This window comes from Nitrospiraceae bacterium (assembly GCA_020632595.1).
Taxonomy (GTDB): Bacteria; Nitrospirota; Nitrospiria; order Nitrospirales; family UBA8639; genus Nitrospira_E.
In genome coordinates this window covers 256,912-277,746 of record JACKFF010000001.1, presented here as the reverse complement: position 1 = coordinate 277,746, position 20,835 = coordinate 256,912, and the positions used below count along the sequence as shown (strand labels likewise).

Below are 20,835 nucleotides of genomic sequence, written 5' to 3'. Positions count from 1 at the left end.
TATTCCAAAAATATTCCGTTCTACTGAGTGCAGGGGGTTGGTTGAATAACCGGAATCGGGTATAGTCCAATGGACCCAACTGTAGAGGAGTGAGCGATGAAAGTTCCTACTTCCCCAGCCATTCCTGAATGTGCAGTCTGCCCCAATCGGGAATCGTCCGATATCTGCCAACTCGTTCCTTCGGTTGAAGAACCCTTCGGGCTCATTAAACGCAGGGCCATGTATCAGGCCGGCCAATTTGTGTTCTATGAAGGGCATGTGGCCCTGGGTCTTTACATTCTCTGCCAGGGGCGGGTGAAATTGACCAGGCTCAATCGCAAGGGACAACAGCGTTTGGTGGACATTTTAGATTCCGGCCAACTTCTGGAAAAACAGGCTTTTCAGGAGCAACCGGTTCATCAGGTCACTTGTGAAGTCCTGGAGCCTTCGCAAATTTGCCTGTTGGATCGCACGAGTTTTCTCTCGTTTCTGAAAGAGCATGGAGAGTTGGCGGTCAAACTTGTTCAGGTGCTCAGTAAAGAAATGACGGCTGTGTTGAATGCGGCTGATCAATTTGCGTTCACTCCGGCACGGGAGCGATTAGCCAGACTCTTATTGGAGCTATGCGATCGATTCGGGAAAAGCGATGAGAAAGGGGTTCGCCTTACCCTTAAACTCAAAAGGGAAGATCTTGCGCAGATGACGGCAGTCACAGTAGAGACCCTCGTCCGGCTTCTTCATGATTTCCAGAACGATCACCTCATCGTCGTGCATGGACGGGAATTGATGATTATAAATGTCGAGCGTTTAACCAAAATCGCCGGTATGCCTCTCTCTCGTTGAAGTAGTCCTCCTCAACGCTTCTTCTTTCTTCATTTTTTCATTTCCTCCCCAGCCCTGGTTCTGCTTAGTTTTCTTTAACCTCGCCCTAATTCTCATACACGCTCTTTCCGATCTTTGTGTGCTCTCTCCGTCCTTAGGCCATTCGGCCTATTCAAAAGATTGATAACTATCTGGTTGGCCATTGTTTTCCAACAAGGTCGCGCTTTCGGGAATCGTATAGCCTACGGCCCGTTCAATGATTTTCCAAAAAATCACTGAAGATGAGGGACGCAGAGGTGACACACAAGTCAAGCACATGTTCGTGAGGGGTCGAAGTTTTACCACAATTCTTGAATGGGAGGAGACATGATGAGCACAAGCCGGTTGGTCACACATTTGGGCATATTGGTTTGGTTTGTGGGGTGTCTGTTGTGGGCAGTGCCGGAAGCGGGTTTCGCCCAGGAGTTAAGCGTGGACGAAAGGCTGAAGCGGTTGGAGCAGAAAACGCTCTCTCCATCACCAGGAGCTGTCCAAGAAACCGGGAATATGGTGTTTTTTCGTGGAGGTTGGGCAGGGCTAATCAATGATCGTTCGAATGAGGTAGAGACGGATGTCTTTGGATTGAGTGGGACCAATGATAGTAATAACGGTTATTATGTTGGCGCTGGCCTTGATCTGGTTCTCACCCGAGATATTTGGGATATGTTTCCCGGAACTTGGGTGTTGGGGGAAATCGGGGTGGAATATAAACGGTTTAATTCCAAAAACGTGACGCAGGCGGTTCCCAGCACCTGTGCCCTCGCAGGAGTCCCGACTTGCTCGGTCGAAACGAATAAAAAGGTCCAAATCACGATGTTGACGGTGAATGTGGCACCGAAAATCATGTTTATGGAAGGCAGCCGATTTCGTCCATGGGTAATTCCGGTAGGGCTGGACTTCCATGTCATCAGTCCTCCCTCAAATGATACGACCGTCCTGGATATCGGTGTCCAGTTTGCCATCGGGGCGCAGTATCGAATCTGGAAAGCCATTCATCTCGGAGTGGACGGCCGATTTCATCTTGCGACCGGCCAAACAGATACGACGAATAATTTCGGCACCGCCGGTGCGTATGTCGGCATCGCGTTTTAATGATCGGTCAGGGAATCATGGCAAGCAGAGGAGATGAAATGGTGATCGGACCTGGTTGGCCCAAGGGCAATTGGGGAGGGAAATTCTGCCGTCTTGTATAAGAGGAGCGGTATCCGGGACATCGTTGGGGTCCGTCATAATCCGGCTTCAACGATAGGGAGAGGCTGTTTCGAGTATTCGCCTGTCTGAAGAGGTCGCTACGTCTGATAGATTATTCCATTCACTCGAAATGGTTCTTTTTCCGGGATCGGATACATTTTTATCTGGTGAGAACACACTAATCCCGCTACAATTCCAGGGGTGAATTTCCTTTATATTATTCTGGTCTGGATCCATCTGATTGCTGCAACCTTCTGGGTTGGAGGGATGCTATTCCTCTCCCTTGTTGCAGTGCCCCTCATGAGGCAGGACTCAGACCCTCTTACCGCTCAACGCGGATTTATAAGCCTTGCCCGTCGATTCAGAACGCTCGTATGGAGCGCTCTATTCACTCTGGTGGTGACGGGATCGGTCCTTCTTGCAAATGTCATCAATTTCCGGTCTCCCCTTTCCTCATGGCCACCTATTGTCTTCACGAAACTGATACTGGTGTTCCTGTTAGCGGTGGTTTCCTTCAGTCACGACCGGATAATGGCACAAAAAGTACGAACCCTGAAGAGCAAGGCTCCTTCAGAATTATCGGCTGGCGAAAAGCTTCTGCTCCGATTGTCCCCGCTGCTTGGCCGACTGACCCTGTTGTTAGGGTTGGGAGTGCTTTTGTCCGCCGTCATTATGGTGAGATCCTGAGGATAAGGGCCTGAAATCCGGGATGGAATAAAAAAAGGGAGAGGCCTTATGGACCTCTCCCTTATTATCAGACGTAGGGAATGATCGTTAGAATCGGCTGCGCCGCTTTCCTCCAAAATCTCCTCCGCCTCCGCCACTGCCACCGAATCCACCACGGCCGCCTCCGCCGCCACCGGTTCGTGGGGCTTGGGGTTTGGCCTCGTTGACCGTCAATGTGCGGCCACCAAACTCTGTGGAGTTCAATGCTGCAATTGCGGCTTGTGCTTCCTCTCCGGTAGACATCTCAACAAATCCGAATCCGCGCGATTGGCCGGTGAACTTGTCGCTAATGACGTTAGCTGATTCGACGGTGCCGTGTGCCGAAAACAGGTCGGTTAATTCTGCTTGAGTCGCTGAATACGGCAACCCACCTACATACAATTTTGAACCCATGGGGTTCCTCCTTTTAAAAAGATGATATTGTCTGATGCTCGAGAAGGGTAAAACATTTGGAAGAGGTAGGCCACGGACGCTGTTTCCACGCCACTCAGGTCAGACACTTCCGAGTTATTCTCTCGGGCTAAACAACACCGGTTACGGGCTTGAGTGATTGAACTCTCAAAGCTAAGCCCAGGGCGATGAGTTAAAAAATCGTAGCACACAAGGAAAGTAAAAGATAGTAGCGGAAAAATAGCACTATTACCTATAAATGCATAGATCCGGTGGTACTATCCGGAATGGACGGCATAACCGGAGTGCTTCAGGGTTGTACGGTTCCGCCGGTGACGCGTTCCAGTTCAGTCAGGGCAATCGAGAGATCGTATTTGGCCTGCGCATAATCTATCTGTGTTTGCCGCAAGACCCGTTGGGCATCCAGCACATCCAGCAGGCTGGCCTCCCCGTATTTAAAGCTGACTTGGGCGATGCGTAGTGCCTCCTGTGCCTGTTTGAGCAGCCCTTTTTCGTATGTGGCAATTTGTGCGGCCGCGGCGTGAGAAAGTTGGATCTGCTGGGCGATGCCTTTGAGTAGTTCCTGTTTGGCACGAAGAAGGCTCGCTTCCCGTTGCCGCAAGGTGCCTTTGGCCTGGGCAATGTCTCCCTGACGTTGATTCCACACCGGAAAAGGTATGGAAACCCCCGCGATATAGGCTTCCCGCCCTGCGTCTCGTTGATATCCTCCACTCAACGTTACATCGGGTATGCGAGCCTGTTGTTCCTGACGGTGTGTCTGCTGCGCTTGTACGATGAGTTTTTTCCATTTAGTAATGATGGGATGGTTTGCCAAAGTCTGCTCCGAGAGTGTCTCGAGGTGTAAGGCTCCGGGCCAGACGGCGAAATCACCTTGAATGGAGAATTCAAGTCCCAACGCCCCGGCAGTGAGGCTATTGAGTGAGGCTTGGATGGACTGGACAACACCTCTGGTCCGGGCGACCTCTTTTTGAACTTTCATGCCCTCAACCTTGATTTTTACGGCATCAAAAGGGGGCGCTTCCCCCGCCTCAACGCGACGAATCACGGCTTTTTGGACTTCTTCCATCGTCCGAACATTTTGGATAGCCGTTTCCGTTTGGCGTTCCGCAAATAAGAGGTCATAAAAAGCCTGTTTGGTGGCCGCAATTAAATTCAGTTTGGCCTCTTCTTTTGAGGCCAGTGCGCCGTCCAATCCTGCCTGGGCTGCCTGTTGGCGTGCCGCCCGTTTCCCCGGCCATTCGATGGGTTGATAGAGGGTGGCATACCGTTCAGTGAGAGTTGGGCCGGTAGGTTCTCTGACGGTTCCACGGCCACTCTGAATCCATAGGGTGGGGTTGGGATAAGCGGAGGCAGAGATTTTGTCTCCTTCCCTCTGTTCGATGACCCCCTCGCTTTCGTTCATGAGGGGATTTTTCTCTAAGGCGATGGCCAGAATAGCTTGCAGGCTATAGGTCGGGGCCGCAGCCTCTGGTGAGGTGACAGTCGCTGCCAACACGGGTTGCCAGCAGAGGCCGTATAGCATGATGAGGTAAATGATCTGTTTGAACCACATGACATGTTCCCTTCTTGTGACAACACCATCCTTCTCAGATTGAGGTGGTGCTTGTGTGTGACTGATGGGGTATGGATGGTTGTTTGTTGGAACGGCAGACGCTGCCGTACAGCGCTGGAATAATAAATAGGGTCAAGGCCGTGGATGTGAGCAACCCGCCGATTACGACTGTCGCCAAGGGCCGTTGGACCTCCGCTCCCATACTGGTGGCGATGGCCATCGGTAAAAACCCCAGACTGGCGACGAGGGCGGTCATCAAGACAGGGCGAAGACGATCCATGGCTCCCTGTGCCACGGCGTCCCGGGTCGGAAGCCCGTCGGTTTCCAGCCTCTGAATACGGCTCACCAAGACGACACCGTTTAAGACCGCGATCCCGAAGAGGGCCACACAGCCAATGACCGCCGAGATGCTCAATGGCAGGTCACGAATCCAAAGGGCCAAAATTCCGCCAGATAGCGCGAGGGGCACATTCAGAAATATGAGCAAGGCCGGACGAATCGTTCCAAAAATCACCGAAAGAATGGCGATGATAAGCAGTAAGGTAATCGGCACGACCACAGCCAACCGCTGTGCGGCCTCCTGAAGATGTTTAAATTGCCCACTCCATTCAAGGTAGTACCCGGGCGGGAGGGTGACGCGGTCGCGGATAACCTGTTGGGCTTCGGTAACAAATGAGCCGAGGTCCCGACCACGGATATTGGCTTCGACCACCAGACGGCGTTGAATATTTTCTCGGCTGACTTGCGCAGGGCCTTCGTCTACCTCAATGGTTGCGACGCGGGACAAGGGAACCAGTTCACCATGCGCGGTGGGGATCAGAATGTTGCCAAGAGCTATCGGCCCGGCCGATGTCTCATCAGAGAGGCGGACAATCAGATCAAAGCGGCGTTGTCCCTGAAAGACGGTCCCGACAGTTTGGCCGACCCGGGCGGCTTCAATAATCCCTAAGACGTCTCTGGCACTCAGCCCGTATCGCCCGATTTGGTCACGGTCGACGATAATCCGAATCCTGGGGACACCGGTGACCTGTTCCACTTTCACATCGGCAGCGCCGGGCACCTGTTCGAGTGCACGTGCCACCCCGTCGCCCTGATGGCGTAAGACCTCAAGATCCTCTCCGAAAATTTTGATAGCGAGATCGGATCGGGTGCCGGCAATGAGTTCATTGAATCGCATCTCAATCGGCTGGGTGAAACTGAGTCCCACTCCGGGAACCGCTGCCAGAACCGCGGTTTTAAATTTTTCGATCAACGCTTCCTTCGACGTGGTTGTGGTCCATTCGTTTCGAGGTTTCAGGATCACAAAGACATCTGACATATCAACGCCCATCACGTCGGTGGCCACTTCCGGACTTCCCGTTCTGGTTACGACCTGGACCACTTCAGGAAATTGTCGTAACGCCCGTTCCACGCCCAAGGCGGTTTCCACGGATTCGGTCAGGGAGACGCTGGGAAGCCGCCAGACTTGAATGGCCATATCGCCTTCCTCTAATCGAGGAACAAATTCGATCCCTAAGCGGAATCCGAGCGCCAGGCTGAGAATAAACAGGAGGATGCCAGGGATAACCACCATCGCCGGCCGGTTCAAAGAGATCGCTAACCATGGTCGATAGAGACGGCGCAAACGCCGGATGAGCCAGGTTTCTTCATGGTTCGGCCGGGCCCGGGCAAACCAATACGACAGGACAGGAACTCCGGCTACCGCGAAGAACAGTGAGGCGGCCAGAGCAAAAATGACGGTCATGGCCATCGGTCGAAACATTTTGCCTTCTAATCCAATCAAGGACAAAATAGGAAGATACACAACGATGATGATGCCGACTGCAAACACAATAGGCCGCAGCACTTCCCGTGCAGCCTCTTGAATTGTCGCCAACTTTTCTTCCTTCGTTTGGCGGGTGACGTTTCCGAGTCGTCGCAGAATGTTATCGATCATGACGACCGATCCATCCACGAGCAGTCCAAAGTCGATTGCTCCCAGGCTCATCAGGTTGCCGGAGATGCCGGCGTGATACATGCCCGTGAAAGCCATCAGCATGGAAAGAGGAATGGCCAATGCCACAATAAATCCGGCCCGAATGTCTCCTAAAAATGAAAAGAGAATGGCGATGACCAGGAGACCTCCTTCGAGTAAATTATTTCTGACGGTGTTGATGACTTTTGAGACAAAGAGGGTCCGGTCATAATAGGGTTCAATCACCACTCCCGGAGGAAGGGTGGCTTGAATCTCCTGGACGCGTTCTTTCACACGTTTGACCACCTGTTGGGCATTGGCGCCTGCGAGCATTTGAACCATCCCGATGACGGTTTCCCCCTCTCCCATCCGTGTGGCCGCGCCTATCCGCAAGGCGGCGCCTTCTTTGACTTCTCCAAGATCTCTAATGAAAATGGGAACACCCCCCGGCCCATGACTCACGACAATTTGCCCTAAATCGGTAATCGTCGAAGCCATCGCTTCTCCCTTAATGAGATATTGTTCCCGCTCATGTTCAATGTACCCGCCTCCGGCGAGGGCATTATTTTGGGCCAGGGCATCAAACACAGTTTTTAAGGTAAGGTTAAAGGCGAGGAGCTTACTGGGCTCGACGACCACCTGAAATTGTTTGGTTTCTCCCCCCCAGATATTGACTTCCACCACACCCGGAACAGCCCGAAGCCGCCTGCCAATATCCCATTCCAGGAGGGTTCTCAAGAACATGGGACTGTGCCCCATCCCTGTGAGTGTGAATTGGTAGACTTCTCCCAGGCCGGTTGATAAGGGGCCCATCATCGGTCGTCCATAGGCGGCGGGAATGTGTTCGGTTGCTAGGGTCAGTCGCTCGTTCACGAGTTGTCGCACAAAATAGAGGTCGAGGTGTTCCTCAAAGATCGCCGTCACGGCCGATAAGCCGTAACGTGAGACCGAGCGCACTTCCTGTAATCCCGGTATGCCACTGAGTGCGGTTTCAATGGGAAATGTGATGAATTGTTCCACCTCAATCGGACCGAGTGCGGGCGAACGGGTAAGGATCTGTACCTGGACGGGGGTGAGGTCGGGGACGGCGTCGATCGTGAGATTGGTCAGCGACCATACTCCGGAGACAATCACCAGAAGAAGGGCAACGACGGTAAAAAACCGATACCGAAGCGAGAGTGTAAGGAGACGCTCCATCAACAGGGCTCAAAAGTGTGAAAAGGGAAAAGGGGAAAGTTCAGGGGATGCTCCTTACCATTAACGTGTGCTTTTTACGGCTCATTCTCCCTGAATGGAGGTTTTCATAATGGCGTTTTTCAGGTCGAAGACGCCTTCGGTCACCACGTGTTCTCCTGACTTCAAGCCCCGTTTGATTTCTACCAGTCCGGCGCCTTCCTGGCCGGTCTCGACAAACACGAAATCGTATCCGTTGTCCCGTTGGACGAACACGCCGCGCACGCCCTCCAACATCGTTAAGGCTGATAACGGTATAGATAGCGCGGGATGTTGTTGATCGATCAGGCGCACTTCCACATATTCATTGGGTTTGAGTCGGCCCTTGGGGTTTTCGACGTCGAATCGGACGCGGATCGTCCGGGTGGTGGCATCCGCGACCGGGGAGATATAGGTGAGTCGGGCGGTGATGGGCTCTCCCCCACGGGGAAGGACCTGGCCTTCATCGCCTTCCTGGAACCGGCGGGCTTGTTCGATGGGCAGATTGGCGAACACCCACACGCGACTGGTATCCACAATTTCAAAGAACTCGTCTCCTGCCGCCACGCCCTGGCCCAGCACGATCTGTTGGCTCACCACCGTTCCGCTGAGTGGGGCCCGTAGAATATATTTGTGCCCTTCCAGGTGACTGCCATGCTCCATTTGCTGGAGCTCCTGTTCGCTGAGTCCCATGTTCAGGAGCTTTTCCCGGACGTGTTGGTAGACCGCCTGGGCTTCAATCTGTTGTCCCCGGTCTTCCAGAAACCGACGTTGGGAAATAATGTTTTCAGTCAGGAGTCGTTTGGTTCGCGTAAAGTTGCTGGAGGCCACATCCAATTTGGATTTGGCCACCAGGTATTCCTGGACTAATTCATCCAAGCGCATGCTTTCGACAGCCGCGAGCGGCTGATCTTTTTTAACCTGATCCCCTAATTGCACCATCACCTTATCCACTTGCCCGGGGATGCGAGAGGAAACTTTTGCCACGTGGGCAAGATCAAGGGCGACATTTCCCGGGGCCGAGACTGAATGCGGGGTCAGGCGTTCTTTGACTTCTTCAATACGGATTCGTTGACGCGCTTGTTCAGGGACATAGTCCACGTGAAAGGGTTGTCTGGGAGGGGAAGCGAGATCAGGGGAGGAAGCCGTCACGTCTGTGTCCGGTAAGCTGCCAGTTGGTGGCTGGGTGTCGGAACATCCAATCGGGAACAGCCCGATAAGACAGAGAAGAGGGAGCCATCGCCAATGCCTGTGATTCAGGTTCTTCATGAATAGACCATCTGGACAAAAAATCTCCTACCATGAAATATTATCATGGTGTTCATGTTAGCGGTGATTCTTCCCCGGTTGGGAGTGTGATCGTGAATGTGGTGCCGCTTCCTACCTGACTCTGGGCAGAAATAGTTCCTCCGTGGGCTTCGATAATCTCCTTCACGATCGCCAATCCCAGGCCTGTTCCCCCTGACTGGCGATCCCGTGCCTGGTCGATTCGATAGAACCGCCCAAAAAGGTGAGGGAGATGTTGGGAATCAATTCCCGGCCCGGTGTCCTCCACGGATAACCGGATGGATCTATCCTGAGACTCGACCCGAACGGTGATGGTTCCATCTGAAGGCGTATGCCGGAGCGCATTATCCAGGAGATTGATCAGGGCTTGTTTAAGCTGTGAGGCATCTCCCATGAAAGGAGGAACAGGTTTAACCTCAGTCTGCAGATGGATCCCGCCTTCGTGAGCTAACACGGACAACTCGCTGACGATTTCTTTGACCAGTGGTGGGAGGTCAAGGGTTTGCAAGACGAGCGGGGGGCGGTCACCGGCGAATTGTGCCAGGGTAAGGAGGGATTTGGTCATGGCGGAGAGTCGGTCGACTTCAGCCAGGTTGGAAAGAATCGTCTCCCGGTATTCCTCTGCCGACCGTGCCCGTTGCAAGCTGACCTCAAAATTGCCTTTCATTGCCGTTAAGGGGGTTTTCAGTTCATGGGCCGCATCGGCCACGAAGCGACGTTGCCCTTCGAAGACCTGCTGCAAGCGGTCTAACATGCCGTTAAAGGTGTGGGCGAGGCGTTGAAATTCGGCGTAGGGCGAGCTGAGTGTGAGACGAGTGGAAAGCGTCTGCCCGGATACGGTTTCCGCCGTCTGACTCAATGCCTTGACGGGAGACAGGGCTTCATCAGCCAATCGTCCGCTTCCCCATAAGGCAAACAGAAGGGAAATCGCGGAGGTGCCACAAAGCAGCCATGCCAACCACTGAAGGGTTTCCTGGACAAATTGAAGGGATTTTTCCGTTTGTAAAATGAATTGCCCGTGGTCTTCAATGATGAGAGGAATTGAGATACGGCGAATGGGTGGATGATCCGGCCTGTGAAAGGTTTCAAAAACGGTTTCTCCATTGAGGACCTGCATGATCAGTTGGGATGTCACAGGAAGGCGGTTCTCTGTGCTCTGCCCACTCCAAAGGATATGGCCGGCGGGATCCAGAATTGCGCTGTAGCGGATGGCCTGCTGTAACTCCTCTTCGTCATCAAATTCTTCTAATTCCTCTTCTTCATGCTGCCGGTGAGGAGACACACGAACATGATCCGTCGCCAGGTCCACGCGAAGGCTTTCCTCCTGTGCGAGTGCCATCAGTTCTCCATCGATATGGCGGTGTAAAATTGTGGATAGTCCCAGGTACAAGAGAAGGCTAAAGAGGCCTAGGAGGATCACAATAAAACCTAAGGCCACACGACGTATGCGAGTGCGAAAGGCCTGCATGGTTTAGGCCTCCGGAATTTTTAAGACATAGCCGATCCCCCGTACCGTATGGATCAGCTGTGGTGAAAAGTCCCGATCCATTTTGCTGCGCAAGGTTTTAATGTGCACATCCACAATATTGGTCAAGGACTCATAGTGAATGTCCCACACGTGTTCGGTAATGGCTGTTCGGGTCAATACCCGTCCTGTATTTCTCATGAGATATTCTAAAAGTGAATATTCTTTGTTGGTCAGAATGATGATTTGGCCTGCCCGTGAAACACGGTGGGTCACCGGATCCAGCTCCAGGTCTGCGATCGTGAGACGAGGGCTGGGTTGGGCACTGCCCCGACGGAGAAGCGCTCTGATGCGTGCCAGTAATTCGGCAAAGGCAAACGGTTTCGTTAAATAATCATCGGCGCCGGTGTCCAGACCGGTCACTCGATCTTCAATGGTTTCCCGTGCGGTCAAGAGAAGAATCGGGGTTGTGTGGCGTTTCGCTCGCAGCCGGCGGCAGACGTCAATGCCGTTCATTTTGGGGAGCATAATATCCAGAATAATCACGTCGTAGCGGGTGGTCTCGGCCATGGCCAATCCCAATTCACCGTCGGTGGCGAGATCCACAGCATATTGGTCTTCCCGCAAGCCCTTCACAATAAATCCGGATACACTTGAATCATCTTCCACTAAAAGAATACGCATTGGTTTCCCACTAAAAATTAAAATCGGTAGGGGGCAGGTGTTATCCGCCACATTATAGGAGAACTCTCAAAATTCCCAAAGTCGCGAAGGCAAGGGCTTCGTGCGTCTCAATCAACGATTCGCCAATTCCGGCTTTTTCTGCAGTTTCCTCTGCCCAATCGCCAGCCACCCTTCCGAGAAGACCGGGAAAAAGAAGCCATAAGGCGCCCTCACAAAAGTTCTTACGATTTGAAACAGGCTCCTGGGGCATCACATAGCACAGTCGTGAAGTGCAAGACGATGAAGAAATGAACTTACATGGGAGGTCATCGCAACTCAAACATGATTTCTCCTGTGTGTCGTCAGGGTGTGGAAACGAGAGAAGGCCCCATACGTTTTTCTAGTATGGGGCCTTCCTGTTCTCTTAGGATTTTTCAGAATCTTTGTGAGAAGCGCCCTTCTCGTGCCCTTCCTCGTCCTCGAGTTCAGAGCTCAGAATTTTTCCCGATTGGGCATCAATCTCAAATTCCCTGATCTCTCCGGCGGCGTTGACGATCTCGACCTCATACGTCACCTTCCCGTCTTCGCTTTCCAGCTCGGCTTCCAGCACCTTCCCTGGAAATTGAGTCGTCGCAGTTTTGATGGCGTCTTCCATGGTTACCGACGTGGCCAGATTGGCCATGGCTGCTTTGTCTTTACCATCATGACTCATGGCCAATCCAACGGATGTCAATAACAACGCTGAGGCGCCCAATAGACTGATTGTGTGTAACTGCTTCATGATACATCCTCCTTAGTGAAAAATTAATGGAAGCAACCGGCTGTTCATGAACACAGCATAAACTGTCTACATGAAGATGATATGAAGCGGACATGAAAGTTTCTTCATCATATTGAGGATGACATCCGTCACGGTAGGCTCTTGTTGCGGTCATGCCCGACAGGCCGAAAAATAGCGGTTGAGAAGGATGAATGTGTTGTTTGTTGAATCCGAATGTGCGCGCCAACATGGCGGCAAGGAAAAGCCGGTCTAGACGTTGAATTTGAAGTGGCAGACGTCGCCGTCTTTGACGACGTATTCCTTGCCTTCCGAGCGGATCAGGCCCTTCTCACGCAGGGCGGCTTCCGACTTGTATTTGTCGATGTCCTCGAAAGAGTAAATGTCGGCTTTGATAAAGCCCCTCTCGAAGTCGGTGTGGATGACGCCGGCGGCCTGTGGTGCCTTGGCTCCAATGGGAATGGTCCAGGCTCTGACCTCCTGTACTCCGGAGGTGAGGAACGAGCAGAGCCCGAGTGTTTTGTAGGCGGCGACGACGACCTTCTCCAGGCCGCTCTGCTCCATGCCCAAATCTTTCATGAAAACTTCGCGGTCTTCGCCGGACAGCTGAGCAATTTCGCTTTCGAGTTTGCCACAGATCACGACCGATTCCGAGCCGCGCTCCTTCGCGAATGCATGAAAATCGGCAAGGATAGCCGGATCCGGATTCTCATCGGTATTCCCGACATAGAGCACGGGTTTAGTCGTGAGCAGGAAAAAGTTCTTGAGGACTTCCGGTTCGAGGCCCAGCGCGCGCGCGGGTTTACCCGCTTCGAGGCCGTTCTTCAGAACATCGAGCACCACCAGAGCCTCTTTCGAAGCCTTGTCTCCGGACTTCGCCTTGGCCGTGACCTTGTCGTATTGTTTGGTGAGACTGTCCAGGTCCGCGAGCATTAATTCCGTTTCAATCACCTCAATATCACGACGATGGTCCACGCCGCCCATGGTGTGCACCACATCGGAATCCTGAAAGAGGCGCACCATGTGAAGGATGGCGTCGACTTCCCTGATATTCGCAAGGAATTTATTCCCCAGCCCTTCGCCCTGAGAGGCGCCTTTAACCAGACCGGCGATATCGACGAAACGGCAGGAAGTGGGTACGGTTTTTTTGGGTTTGACCAACTCGGTCAGGCGCCCAAGACGCGCGTCAGGAACGGCTACGACACCGACGTTGGGCTCGATAGTCGTAAACGGATAGTTCGATGCGGCCGCGTTTCCAGAGGTCAACGCGTTAAAAATCGTAGATTTGCCGACGTTGGGTAGACCGACGATGCCAATTTCCATAGGAGGTGCAAGGTATCAAATTAAAAGCCTGCAGGTCCTTGAGCCAAAAGGCCTATACGTACCCGCTCATGCTCTCTTCGTAAGATTCTTCGAAAGGTGAATAATCTCTCCGTTGTTTCCCCGTACCCTGTCCTTTAATTGAAACAGAAAACTCTCTACCAATCAATTCAGGCATGGAGAAAGCGGATGTTCCGGTGATTTCGGAATAGCACATTTTGAATGTGGTCAATCCCCTGTATTCGCAAGGATAATGGTGTGTAGCATTTTTTGAACATCCACTTCAGGTCGTTTGGCCAGAGATCAAGGGGATGGCCTGCCCCTAAGAAGACCGTATGGACAATGGAACTTGCAACCAGAGCAAGCACGGATCTATGCAGAGAGGGGATGGCAGTCCTTTGTAAATGGTAAACCAACCAACAGTTGCCGTGGAGATTTGGACATCAAGTTTCCATCCAAATCGGGATTCGAACGGGGTGCCCCTCAAAACGGGCACCTCTCGAAATTGGTGAGGCATTGAAGAACGGATCTTTTGGGCTTTCTCCGTTCCACAACCGGGTAGCCAACCGCTTGGTTTTTCTTGACTTAATTCGTTGGGTGAAGAAAAATTGATTAAGCTGTGCAGTTGTTACGCATTGAGATGTGAGCAGGAAAACGAATGTGGAAAGGTTTCCCGGCAACGTTGATTCATTATTGTCCTGCACATGAGGTTTAACTGCCTTCATCATGAAATCCCAATGTACCTGATGATATTCAGGAAAACAGGATTCCGCAGGAGAGGCGGATCAGGCTTGAAATTCTTTGGGTTTCGCTGACTCCGGGAAGATTGCCCATCATCGCAGGGAGGAAAGTTCATGCAGGAGGACAAGAATCAGATTGTGTCGGGCATCCTCAAGGCCAGGGCGGAATTGGAGCAGGTGTTGTATGATCTGGAGAAACTGCCGGTCCTCAGTGAAAGTGCTATCCATTTTTCCGCTCATGCACTGAATAACTTTCTCACCGTGGTAGGGGGGACAGTTGAATTGCTCTTATTAGTGCTGGCGAAACATCCGGACGACCAGGTTCGCACCGGGTTGGAAGCGTTAAAGCATGCCACGCACTTGATGACGCACACCGTTAGCCAAATGGTGAATGCCGAGACAGGACGGGATGCGACGCTGCGCTTCGAAAAGGTGGAACTGCCGATCATGGCCCAGCGGTTTAGGATTTTTTATCAACGCATTGCGGATCAAAAACAGATTCAGTGTCTCTCGATTGCCCCTGGGGATGTTCCTTCGGTGTGGACGGATCGTGTGGCGACGGCCGCCGCGCTGGATAACTTATTCTCGAACGCGGTGAAGTACTCACCACCCGGGAAGCGGATCTGGGTTGAAGTGGAGCCCCAGGATGATTGGGTGCTTTGCCGTGTCCGCGATGAAGGCCCCGGCCTGAGTGTGGAAGACCAGGCCAAGCTCTTTCAACCCGGGATTCAACTCACCCCGAAGCCCACAGCAGGAGAGCCTTCAACAGGGTACGGCTTGGCGGTCGCGAAGGAATTGATCGAGAAGGTGGGGGGACAGATTTGGTGTGAGAGTGTGGTTGGCCAGGGGGCCTGTTTTGCCTTTCGTCTTCCACAATACCGGGAAGCGGTGCATGGATCCGGGATGACCCAGTCAGGTCCGCAGGAGGGAAAGGAGCGCAGGGGATGACCCGAATGCCGGAGCTGGTCGTGGCGCCTGCAGCATGAGCTCCCTTCACTGATCCCGGTGGCGGCCCGGACAGGTGAAGGCTTGAGTTGGGAGTCAGCCTAGCTATGACCTTTCGCAATAATGTCGCCGCGTTTCTTTGGGTCTTTTCATCAATTTTCCTGTTGCTTGTCGCCGCCATGGCGTATGTGTTTATCCGCAACGGCACACCATTCGGCTATCCTCCGATCATCGTCACTGGCGCACTGGCGCTCTTATGGATTGGCGCGGTAGGTCTCACCGCATTGCTCCACGAGCAAACATTGCCTTCGTGTCACCGTCCAATCCGATTCACATGTCTCCATTACATGGCGATTCCCGTTCAGGAAGCAAGAAAGAATGGTGGCGCGAACCGACATCGCTCCTGCAACAGTGGTTGAGTCAATTGACGACGAAGGCGCCCCATACTTCTACGCTCGCGTCCCGATTCAGAATGGAAAGATGATAGATATCGCAGAGGGTCACCATCGGGCGTCATGTGAAGCGACGTGCATACGCTTCAATGCGATACTGGAGCAGCGCTCGACCGAAGCAACTGTGTGAGAGAATCGTGAGAAGGTCTTGAAGGTGTTCTCAGCAAAGCCCTTGAAGGAGAAACTCCTATGAAATCGAAACGACGCATCCTGTTCCCGCTTCTGACCCTCATCGCCTTGCTGCTTTGTTTGTCTCCGGCCTTTGCGGGTGGGGAAACCGCAAAGACCGGGCTCGGGCATGCGCAAGCGTCTGCGGTCAAATGGCAGGCGGACGCGGTTCTTGTCCAAATCATCACCGTCTCAGGAAATATGGAGGGCACCGCGGAGAAATGGAGCTTTCTCTTCCATTCGCCTCAGGCCAAAAAAAGTTACAAGGTGGACGTGAAAAACAGCAAGATAGACCAAACACTTGAAGTGTCACCGAGTTTTACCGATGCGGTGGATGGAGACTTTATGGATAGTATCCAGGCGATGGCCGAAGCGAAAAAGAAAGGACTCAAAGGGAAGAGCAGAGCCATGATGACCCTCCACGTCATGCTCCAAGGCACCAAAAGTCAAGGCGCCTATTGGAATATCGTCAGTGATCAGGCGGAAGGAAGAAGCACGCTCATCAATGCCAAGACAGGGAAGTTCTTCAGACACCAGGCACTCAAATAAATGGTCCTGAAGCCTTTAGAAGCTAACCATATTAGCTTTTCCATCTAATTATTGTTGCGCCTTACAATAGAAGAATGATGTCGGCAACTCCACGGAGGTAATCTAAGAATGCCTAGAAGTAACAGAAGGGGAATTCACCTTCCTATAATATCCCTAGGTCCATTTGAGCGAATGGATGGGAACCCTGAAGTAATATCCGAAGGCCAAAGTGAAGAATACGTCACCGTGATGCGGTTGGTACTCCCTATTGACGATGCTGAATTCGTGCCAGGAAACTATCGAGCGACTCATGCTGATTGGGATTCGCCTTTGGAAATCAATCTCTATCAAATAGAGTATTCATCAGAAGATCTAATATTTCAATTAGGAAATAATTTCCAATTTGGGGCAAATATACAACTCCAAAATTTGCCTTTTTCTATCTTCGCTGATAATCGTGGGAAATACCCTTGTTTTTATGCTGTGATAGTCTTTCCAATGCGGTTGGATGATTGGCGGAGGCCGAGTCAAGAAGAAATAGCCCAAAAAAAATTAACTGGTATATTTAGCAAAGACAAATTCTTGGCTTTAAAAGTGCTAAATAATTTATTCTCCAGCAATAGTTATCCAGCAGACGTGCCCCCACTCCAATACGAGGATATAACATGTTTTGTCGAACAGTACTTTCGGAAAGGTGATCCACCAACAAACCCCTTATATCAGCATCTTACTCTACTAGACTCAAGGAATGCTTTTGAGGAATCTATCATAGATTATCTAGGCGATGATCTATGGGTGCATGTTTCTAGATTTGTCACGAAAAGAAAAGGTACAGACATAAATACCGAAGCCGATTTGCATGAAGTGGTAACGGAAGCCATTATTGAGGTAATCAAGCATCATGTAGAAAATCGGCACTGGATAGAGCCATTTTGGAATGAATCGCATAAAATTAATGTGGCGGGGAAAAGGAGAACTATCCCAAAGCAACCCAAAAAAGAACCGTCAATACAACCAACTTTATCTATATTGCTGTCAATGACATTAATCCGGCTTGGAATCCACGTAGAACGAGAAACTGATGAGGGAGTTGGGTTGCTTGATTTCAAATGTTTATATACTACAAAAGAGGCTAAGCCTTTAAGTGTGATGGTTGAATTTAAGTTGGCACATCACAAAGATATTGAGCACGGATTAAAAATGCAATTGCCAGCCTACCTTACTGCTAATAAATCTACTCACGGTATATATTTGGCAATGTGGTTTAAAGATAGTGAAGAGAAATTTTTCAAGAAGCCACCCAAGCGCACCAAAATAGAGATGATCACAAAGCTTAAGCAGATTGCTGAGTCAATTCAGCAAGAAAAGGGATTCATTATTACTACTGAAATTATTGATGCCTCCGTCAGACCCTCAGCTTCAAATCTGTAATTCGCCATAATGAAGGGCATACCCCAAAGGATTGCTCCAGACTACCAATCGTCCGTTTTTCTACCTTACTCAAATATGATTCATACTCTTGTTAAGCGAGAGTTCCCCGTCTGTGAAGGCGGGGGTGACGGGCTGATTTTTTACTGGCGAGAGAACCAACCGTGACGCTTGACCCATTTTTCGAATTCAAGGACAAAAAACCACGATTGATGAAAGGATGAGACAGAAACCAAGTTGGTTCAGGGTTAAGGGCATGGTATGAAAGAAGGGGTTGAGGAACGGCGCATACACCGTAGCCATCTGAAGGGCGAACCTGAGGATGACGGCCCCTAGTAACCATTGATTGCTTAATGGTCCTCGGTGGAAAAATGAATCTTGTCCCGAACGAATCGCCAGCGCATTGCCCATTTGAGACAAGGTGATAACCCCGTGAACACCATGGTTTGCCATTATTCTTGATTAGCCTGATAGGCCCACCTTTCGGTGATGAGCGACACGCGGCTCATGAGCAGGCCCACCCTCAAGATGTGTTGGCAGAGGCCACCGGCAAAGATGCTTTCATCAGGAAAGCAGGCCGTCTGTGACGAGGTTGATCCACAGAACCTGAATCGGGAGCAGGGGAATCGGCAAGCCGAATAACGGTGCCAGGAAAATCGTCCAGATTTCTCCAGAATTACTTGTCATCGTGTATTTCACAAACAAACTCTCCTCTGGCTTGCAGCGCTTTGACGATGGCAATTTTTCCGCGGGTGTAGTGCGGGCATAGACGCGGGTGTGCTCAAACAAGTGTGCCGGAACTTGAGGGGAACAATGTTCTAACTCCTGGCCGGTCAGCACTGTGGTGTCCTTATTCATAATGCCGTCGCGTGACGCGCGGCGCTGGCTTGTTCATCCGAGAAGAAGATTGTAGGATGAATTGAAATCTGTCCATTAGATGGGGCGCGGGATTTTTCACATTCAAGGCGGTCCATCACTCCGGTTTATGGTGGGGTACCTATGCACCCGGCACCCGAGGATCCTATTTCAGAAACACGAGGAGAGCCGCTCGCCGATACCCCCGCCAGCCGGCCACTCAGTCGTCGCGCCCTGCTGTGCCAAGCGGTCACTGCCGTCGGACTGACGGCGGCTCAAGCCATCTTGAGCCCTTTGCGGGCGGAAGAGTCATTGGTGCCGACCGACCCGACTAGAGTACCCGGTACCCCGCCCACCCTGTACGGTCATCGCTCGCCGTTCGAAAAGAGTGAGCGTGTGGTGAAGTCCTGGTGGGGGTCTCTTACCCCTCTGCAGGATCTTGATGGGGTGGTCACTCCCGCTTCCTTACACTTCGAGCGCCACCACAATGGGGTGCCGTTAATCGATCCGTCGCACCATAAGCTCCTCGTTCATGGTCTGGTCGATCGGCGGTTAATTCTATCCATGGATGATCTGAAACGGTTTCCCTCCGTCTCGCGACTCGTCTTTATCGAATGTTCGGGAAATTCCGGCTCTGAATGGCGTGCTCCGACCGGACAGACGGCCCAACAGACCCATGGGCTTATGAGTACAAGTGAATGGACGGGAGTGCGGCTGGCGACAGTCCTCAAAGAAGCCGGCCTAAAACCGGAGGCGACCTGGATGTTGGCGGAAGGCAGTGATGCGGCGGTCATGACGCGTAGTCTGCCGGTGGCCGACATCATGGAGGAGGGCCTTCTCTGTTATGCGCAAAACGGTGAGGCGCTTAGGCCGGAGCAAGGGTATCCGCTACGGCTGGTCATTCCCGGTTGGGAAGGCAACACCTGTATTAAGTGGCTGCGTCGACTGAAGCTGGGAACGGCACCGTTCATGACAAGGGAGGAAACATCCCGGTATACCGACTTGATGCCCGACGGCAGCGCACGACAATTCACGATGGTCATGGAAGCCAAGTCCGTCATCACCACTCCTTCCGGTGGCCAAAAGGTCCGACCCGGCTTTATTGAAGTGAGAGGTCTTGCGTGGAGTGGTCGTGGATCGGTGATGAAGGCAGAGGTCAGCACGGACGGAGGACGTTCGTGGAAGGAGGCACAGCTACAGGAACCGGTTCTTCCCAAATGTCACACCAGATTTCGGTTTTCTTGGCGCTGGGATGGGGAAGAGACAATCCTGCAAAGCCGTTGTATCGATGAAACCGGTTACGTGCAACCCGCTCGGACAGCGTTAATCGCAGTCCGGGGAATGAACTCAGACTATCATAACAACGCGATTCAGAGCTGGAAGATCTCGCGAGAGGGGCACGTCACCAATGTTCAGGTTTAATGTAGTTGCGGCGGTTCTTGTGATCACGCTTGGCATGGGATGGCAGAAGGGGTTGGCTACGGCCCCTGAAGCGCACCCCATCATGGGTTATGGATTCGGCCATGCGCCTTCCGACCGTGAACTGCAAGGCTGGGATATTGATGTCCGCCCGACCGGAGCCGGCCTTCCTGCCGGCCAGGGAACGGTGAGCCAGGGCGCAACCGTGTTTGCCGGGAAGTGCGCATCCTGTCATGGGGCGACCGGCCGGGAAGGGCCGATGGATCGTCTCGTCGGTGGACAGGGCACGCTTGCCAGTCGACAACCGGTCAAGACGATCGGCAGTTATTGGCCCTATGCTACCACGCTCTATGACTATATTCGTCGCGCGATGCCGTTCAACGCGCCACAATCCCTCACGAATGACGAAGTGTATGCAGTCGTGGCCTGGTTGCTGTATCAAAACACCATCATCTCGACCGGGACCGTGCTGGATGCCGAGACACTGCCCGCTGTTCACATGCCGAACCGAAACGGCTTCGTGCCGGATCCCAGACCGGATGTGCCCAGGTAATCTTCGTTCGTAATAACTTCGAAAACGTGTCCCGTGCATTCTGGCCATCGTCTTTGTTTGCAAAGCCTCCGAAATACAGCTGCGGCCCATTCGGATGCCCCTCTTCCTAAGCAGGTACTTCATTGGAAAATTGAAGATTTAGGTTTTCAGGTTGTTGGGCCAGCCAGCCGTGACGCCGGACCCATTTTTCGAGTTCCACCGCGAATATCACGACGGTTGAGAGAAGAAGACAGAGGGCTAAATGGTCCAGGGTTAAGGTCATTGTAAAAGTGAGATTGAGGAACGGCATATGGACCGTGACCATCTGAAGCGCAAAGGTGAGAAGCACGCTTCCTCATAACCAGAGAT

At 52.2% G+C, this 20,835-nt stretch carries 18 protein-coding genes and 1 pseudogene; 9 read left to right on the top strand and 10 right to left on the bottom strand.

Features of this window, described 5'->3' with window-relative positions; translation table 11 throughout:
- The first annotated feature begins 96 nt into the window (after positions 1–96).
- The 3 genes from H6750_01280 (at position 97) to H6750_01270 (ending at position 2,718) form a co-directional block, all read left to right on the top strand.
- Positions 97–822 carry a Crp/Fnr family transcriptional regulator gene (locus H6750_01280; GenBank protein MCB9772944.1) on the top strand — a complete coding sequence of 242 codons (726 nt, stop codon included), beginning with the start codon at positions 97–99 and terminating at the stop codon, positions 820–822.
- 345 nt (positions 823–1,167) lie between these two features.
- Positions 1,168–1,932, top strand: a complete 765-nt coding sequence (locus H6750_01275) for a hypothetical protein (protein ID MCB9772943.1) — start codon at positions 1,168–1,170, stop codon at positions 1,930–1,932.
- 399 nt (positions 1,933–2,331) lie between these two features.
- Complete coding sequence (locus tag H6750_01270) at positions 2,332–2,718, top strand: hypothetical protein (GenBank protein ID MCB9772942.1); 387 nt, start codon at positions 2,332–2,334, stop codon at positions 2,716–2,718.
- An 87-nt stretch (positions 2,719–2,805) separates the two neighbouring features.
- Here H6750_01270 and H6750_01265 read toward each other — a convergent pair whose 3' ends face one another.
- The 8 genes from H6750_01265 to ychF form a co-directional block, all read right to left on the bottom strand.
- Positions 2,806–3,150 (bottom strand): RNA-binding protein, encoded by a 345-nt coding sequence (locus H6750_01265; GenBank protein ID MCB9772941.1) that lies wholly within the window; start codon positions 3,148–3,150, stop codon positions 2,806–2,808.
- Between the two features lie 307 nt (positions 3,151–3,457).
- The gene (locus H6750_01260; protein ID MCB9772940.1) at positions 3,458–4,720 is read right to left on the bottom strand and encodes a TolC family protein; all 1,263 of its coding nucleotides are present in this window, start codon (positions 4,718–4,720) and stop codon (positions 3,458–3,460) included.
- Between the two features lie 34 nt (positions 4,721–4,754).
- Complete coding sequence (locus H6750_01255) at positions 4,755–7,871, bottom strand: efflux RND transporter permease subunit (protein ID MCB9772939.1); 3,117 nt, start codon at positions 7,869–7,871, stop codon at positions 4,755–4,757.
- Positions 7,872–7,952: 81 nt separating this feature from the next.
- A complete protein-coding gene (locus H6750_01250) occupies positions 7,953–9,155 on the bottom strand; it encodes an efflux RND transporter periplasmic adaptor subunit (GenBank protein ID MCB9772938.1) in 1,203 nt (400 codons plus the stop codon).
- Positions 9,156–9,207: 52 nt separating this feature from the next.
- On the bottom strand, positions 9,208–10,641 hold the full coding sequence (locus H6750_01245; GenBank protein MCB9772937.1) for a HAMP domain-containing protein: 1,434 nt from the start codon (positions 10,639–10,641) through the stop codon (positions 9,208–9,210).
- Positions 10,642–10,644: 3 nt separating this feature from the next.
- Positions 10,645–11,322, bottom strand: coding sequence for a response regulator transcription factor (locus H6750_01240; protein MCB9772936.1), 678 nt, complete (start codon positions 11,320–11,322; stop codon positions 10,645–10,647).
- A gap of 403 nt (positions 11,323–11,725) precedes the next feature.
- Positions 11,726–12,082, bottom strand: coding sequence for a PepSY domain-containing protein (locus tag H6750_01235; protein MCB9772935.1), 357 nt, complete (start codon positions 12,080–12,082; stop codon positions 11,726–11,728).
- Between the two features lie 249 nt (positions 12,083–12,331).
- A complete protein-coding gene (gene ychF, locus H6750_01230) occupies positions 12,332–13,402 on the bottom strand; it encodes a redox-regulated ATPase YchF (GenBank protein MCB9772934.1) in 1,071 nt (356 codons plus the stop codon).
- A gap of 851 nt (positions 13,403–14,253) precedes the next feature.
- On the opposite strand from ychF, the gene H6750_01225 reads away from it, so the two are divergent.
- From H6750_01225 to H6750_01210, 4 genes are all read left to right on the top strand, one after another.
- Positions 14,254–15,087 (top strand): HAMP domain-containing histidine kinase, encoded by an 834-nt coding sequence (locus H6750_01225; protein MCB9772933.1) that lies wholly within the window; start codon positions 14,254–14,256, stop codon positions 15,085–15,087.
- A gap of 104 nt (positions 15,088–15,191) precedes the next feature.
- Positions 15,192–15,503, top strand: a complete 312-nt coding sequence (locus H6750_01220) for a hypothetical protein (GenBank protein MCB9772932.1) — start codon at positions 15,192–15,194, stop codon at positions 15,501–15,503.
- Between the two features lie 222 nt (positions 15,504–15,725).
- Complete coding sequence (locus H6750_01215) at positions 15,726–16,253, top strand: hypothetical protein (protein ID MCB9772931.1); 528 nt, start codon at positions 15,726–15,728, stop codon at positions 16,251–16,253.
- A 108-nt stretch (positions 16,254–16,361) separates the two neighbouring features.
- Positions 16,362–17,663 carry a hypothetical protein gene (locus tag H6750_01210; GenBank protein MCB9772930.1) on the top strand — a complete coding sequence of 434 codons (1,302 nt, stop codon included), beginning with the start codon at positions 16,362–16,364 and terminating at the stop codon, positions 17,661–17,663.
- Between the two features lie 140 nt (positions 17,664–17,803).
- Here H6750_01210 and H6750_01205 read toward each other — a convergent pair.
- Positions 17,804–18,518, bottom strand: a pseudogene (locus H6750_01205) (cation-translocating P-type ATPase).
- 141 nt (positions 18,519–18,659) lie between these two features.
- Here H6750_01205 and soxC point away from each other — a divergent pair.
- Positions 18,660–19,937, top strand: coding sequence for a sulfite dehydrogenase (gene soxC, locus H6750_01200; GenBank protein MCB9772929.1), 1,278 nt, complete (start codon positions 18,660–18,662; stop codon positions 19,935–19,937).
- On the top strand, positions 19,924–20,487 hold the full coding sequence (locus H6750_01195; protein MCB9772928.1) for a cytochrome c: 564 nt from the start codon (positions 19,924–19,926) through the stop codon (positions 20,485–20,487). Before soxC ends, H6750_01195 begins: the two co-directional genes overlap by 14 nt.
- Before the next feature lie 106 nt (positions 20,488–20,593).
- On the opposite strand, the gene H6750_01190 is transcribed toward H6750_01195, so the two are convergent.
- A complete protein-coding gene (locus H6750_01190) occupies positions 20,594–20,815 on the bottom strand; it encodes a hypothetical protein (GenBank protein ID MCB9772927.1) in 222 nt (73 codons plus the stop codon).
- Between the last annotated feature and the right edge of the window lie 20 nt (positions 20,816–20,835).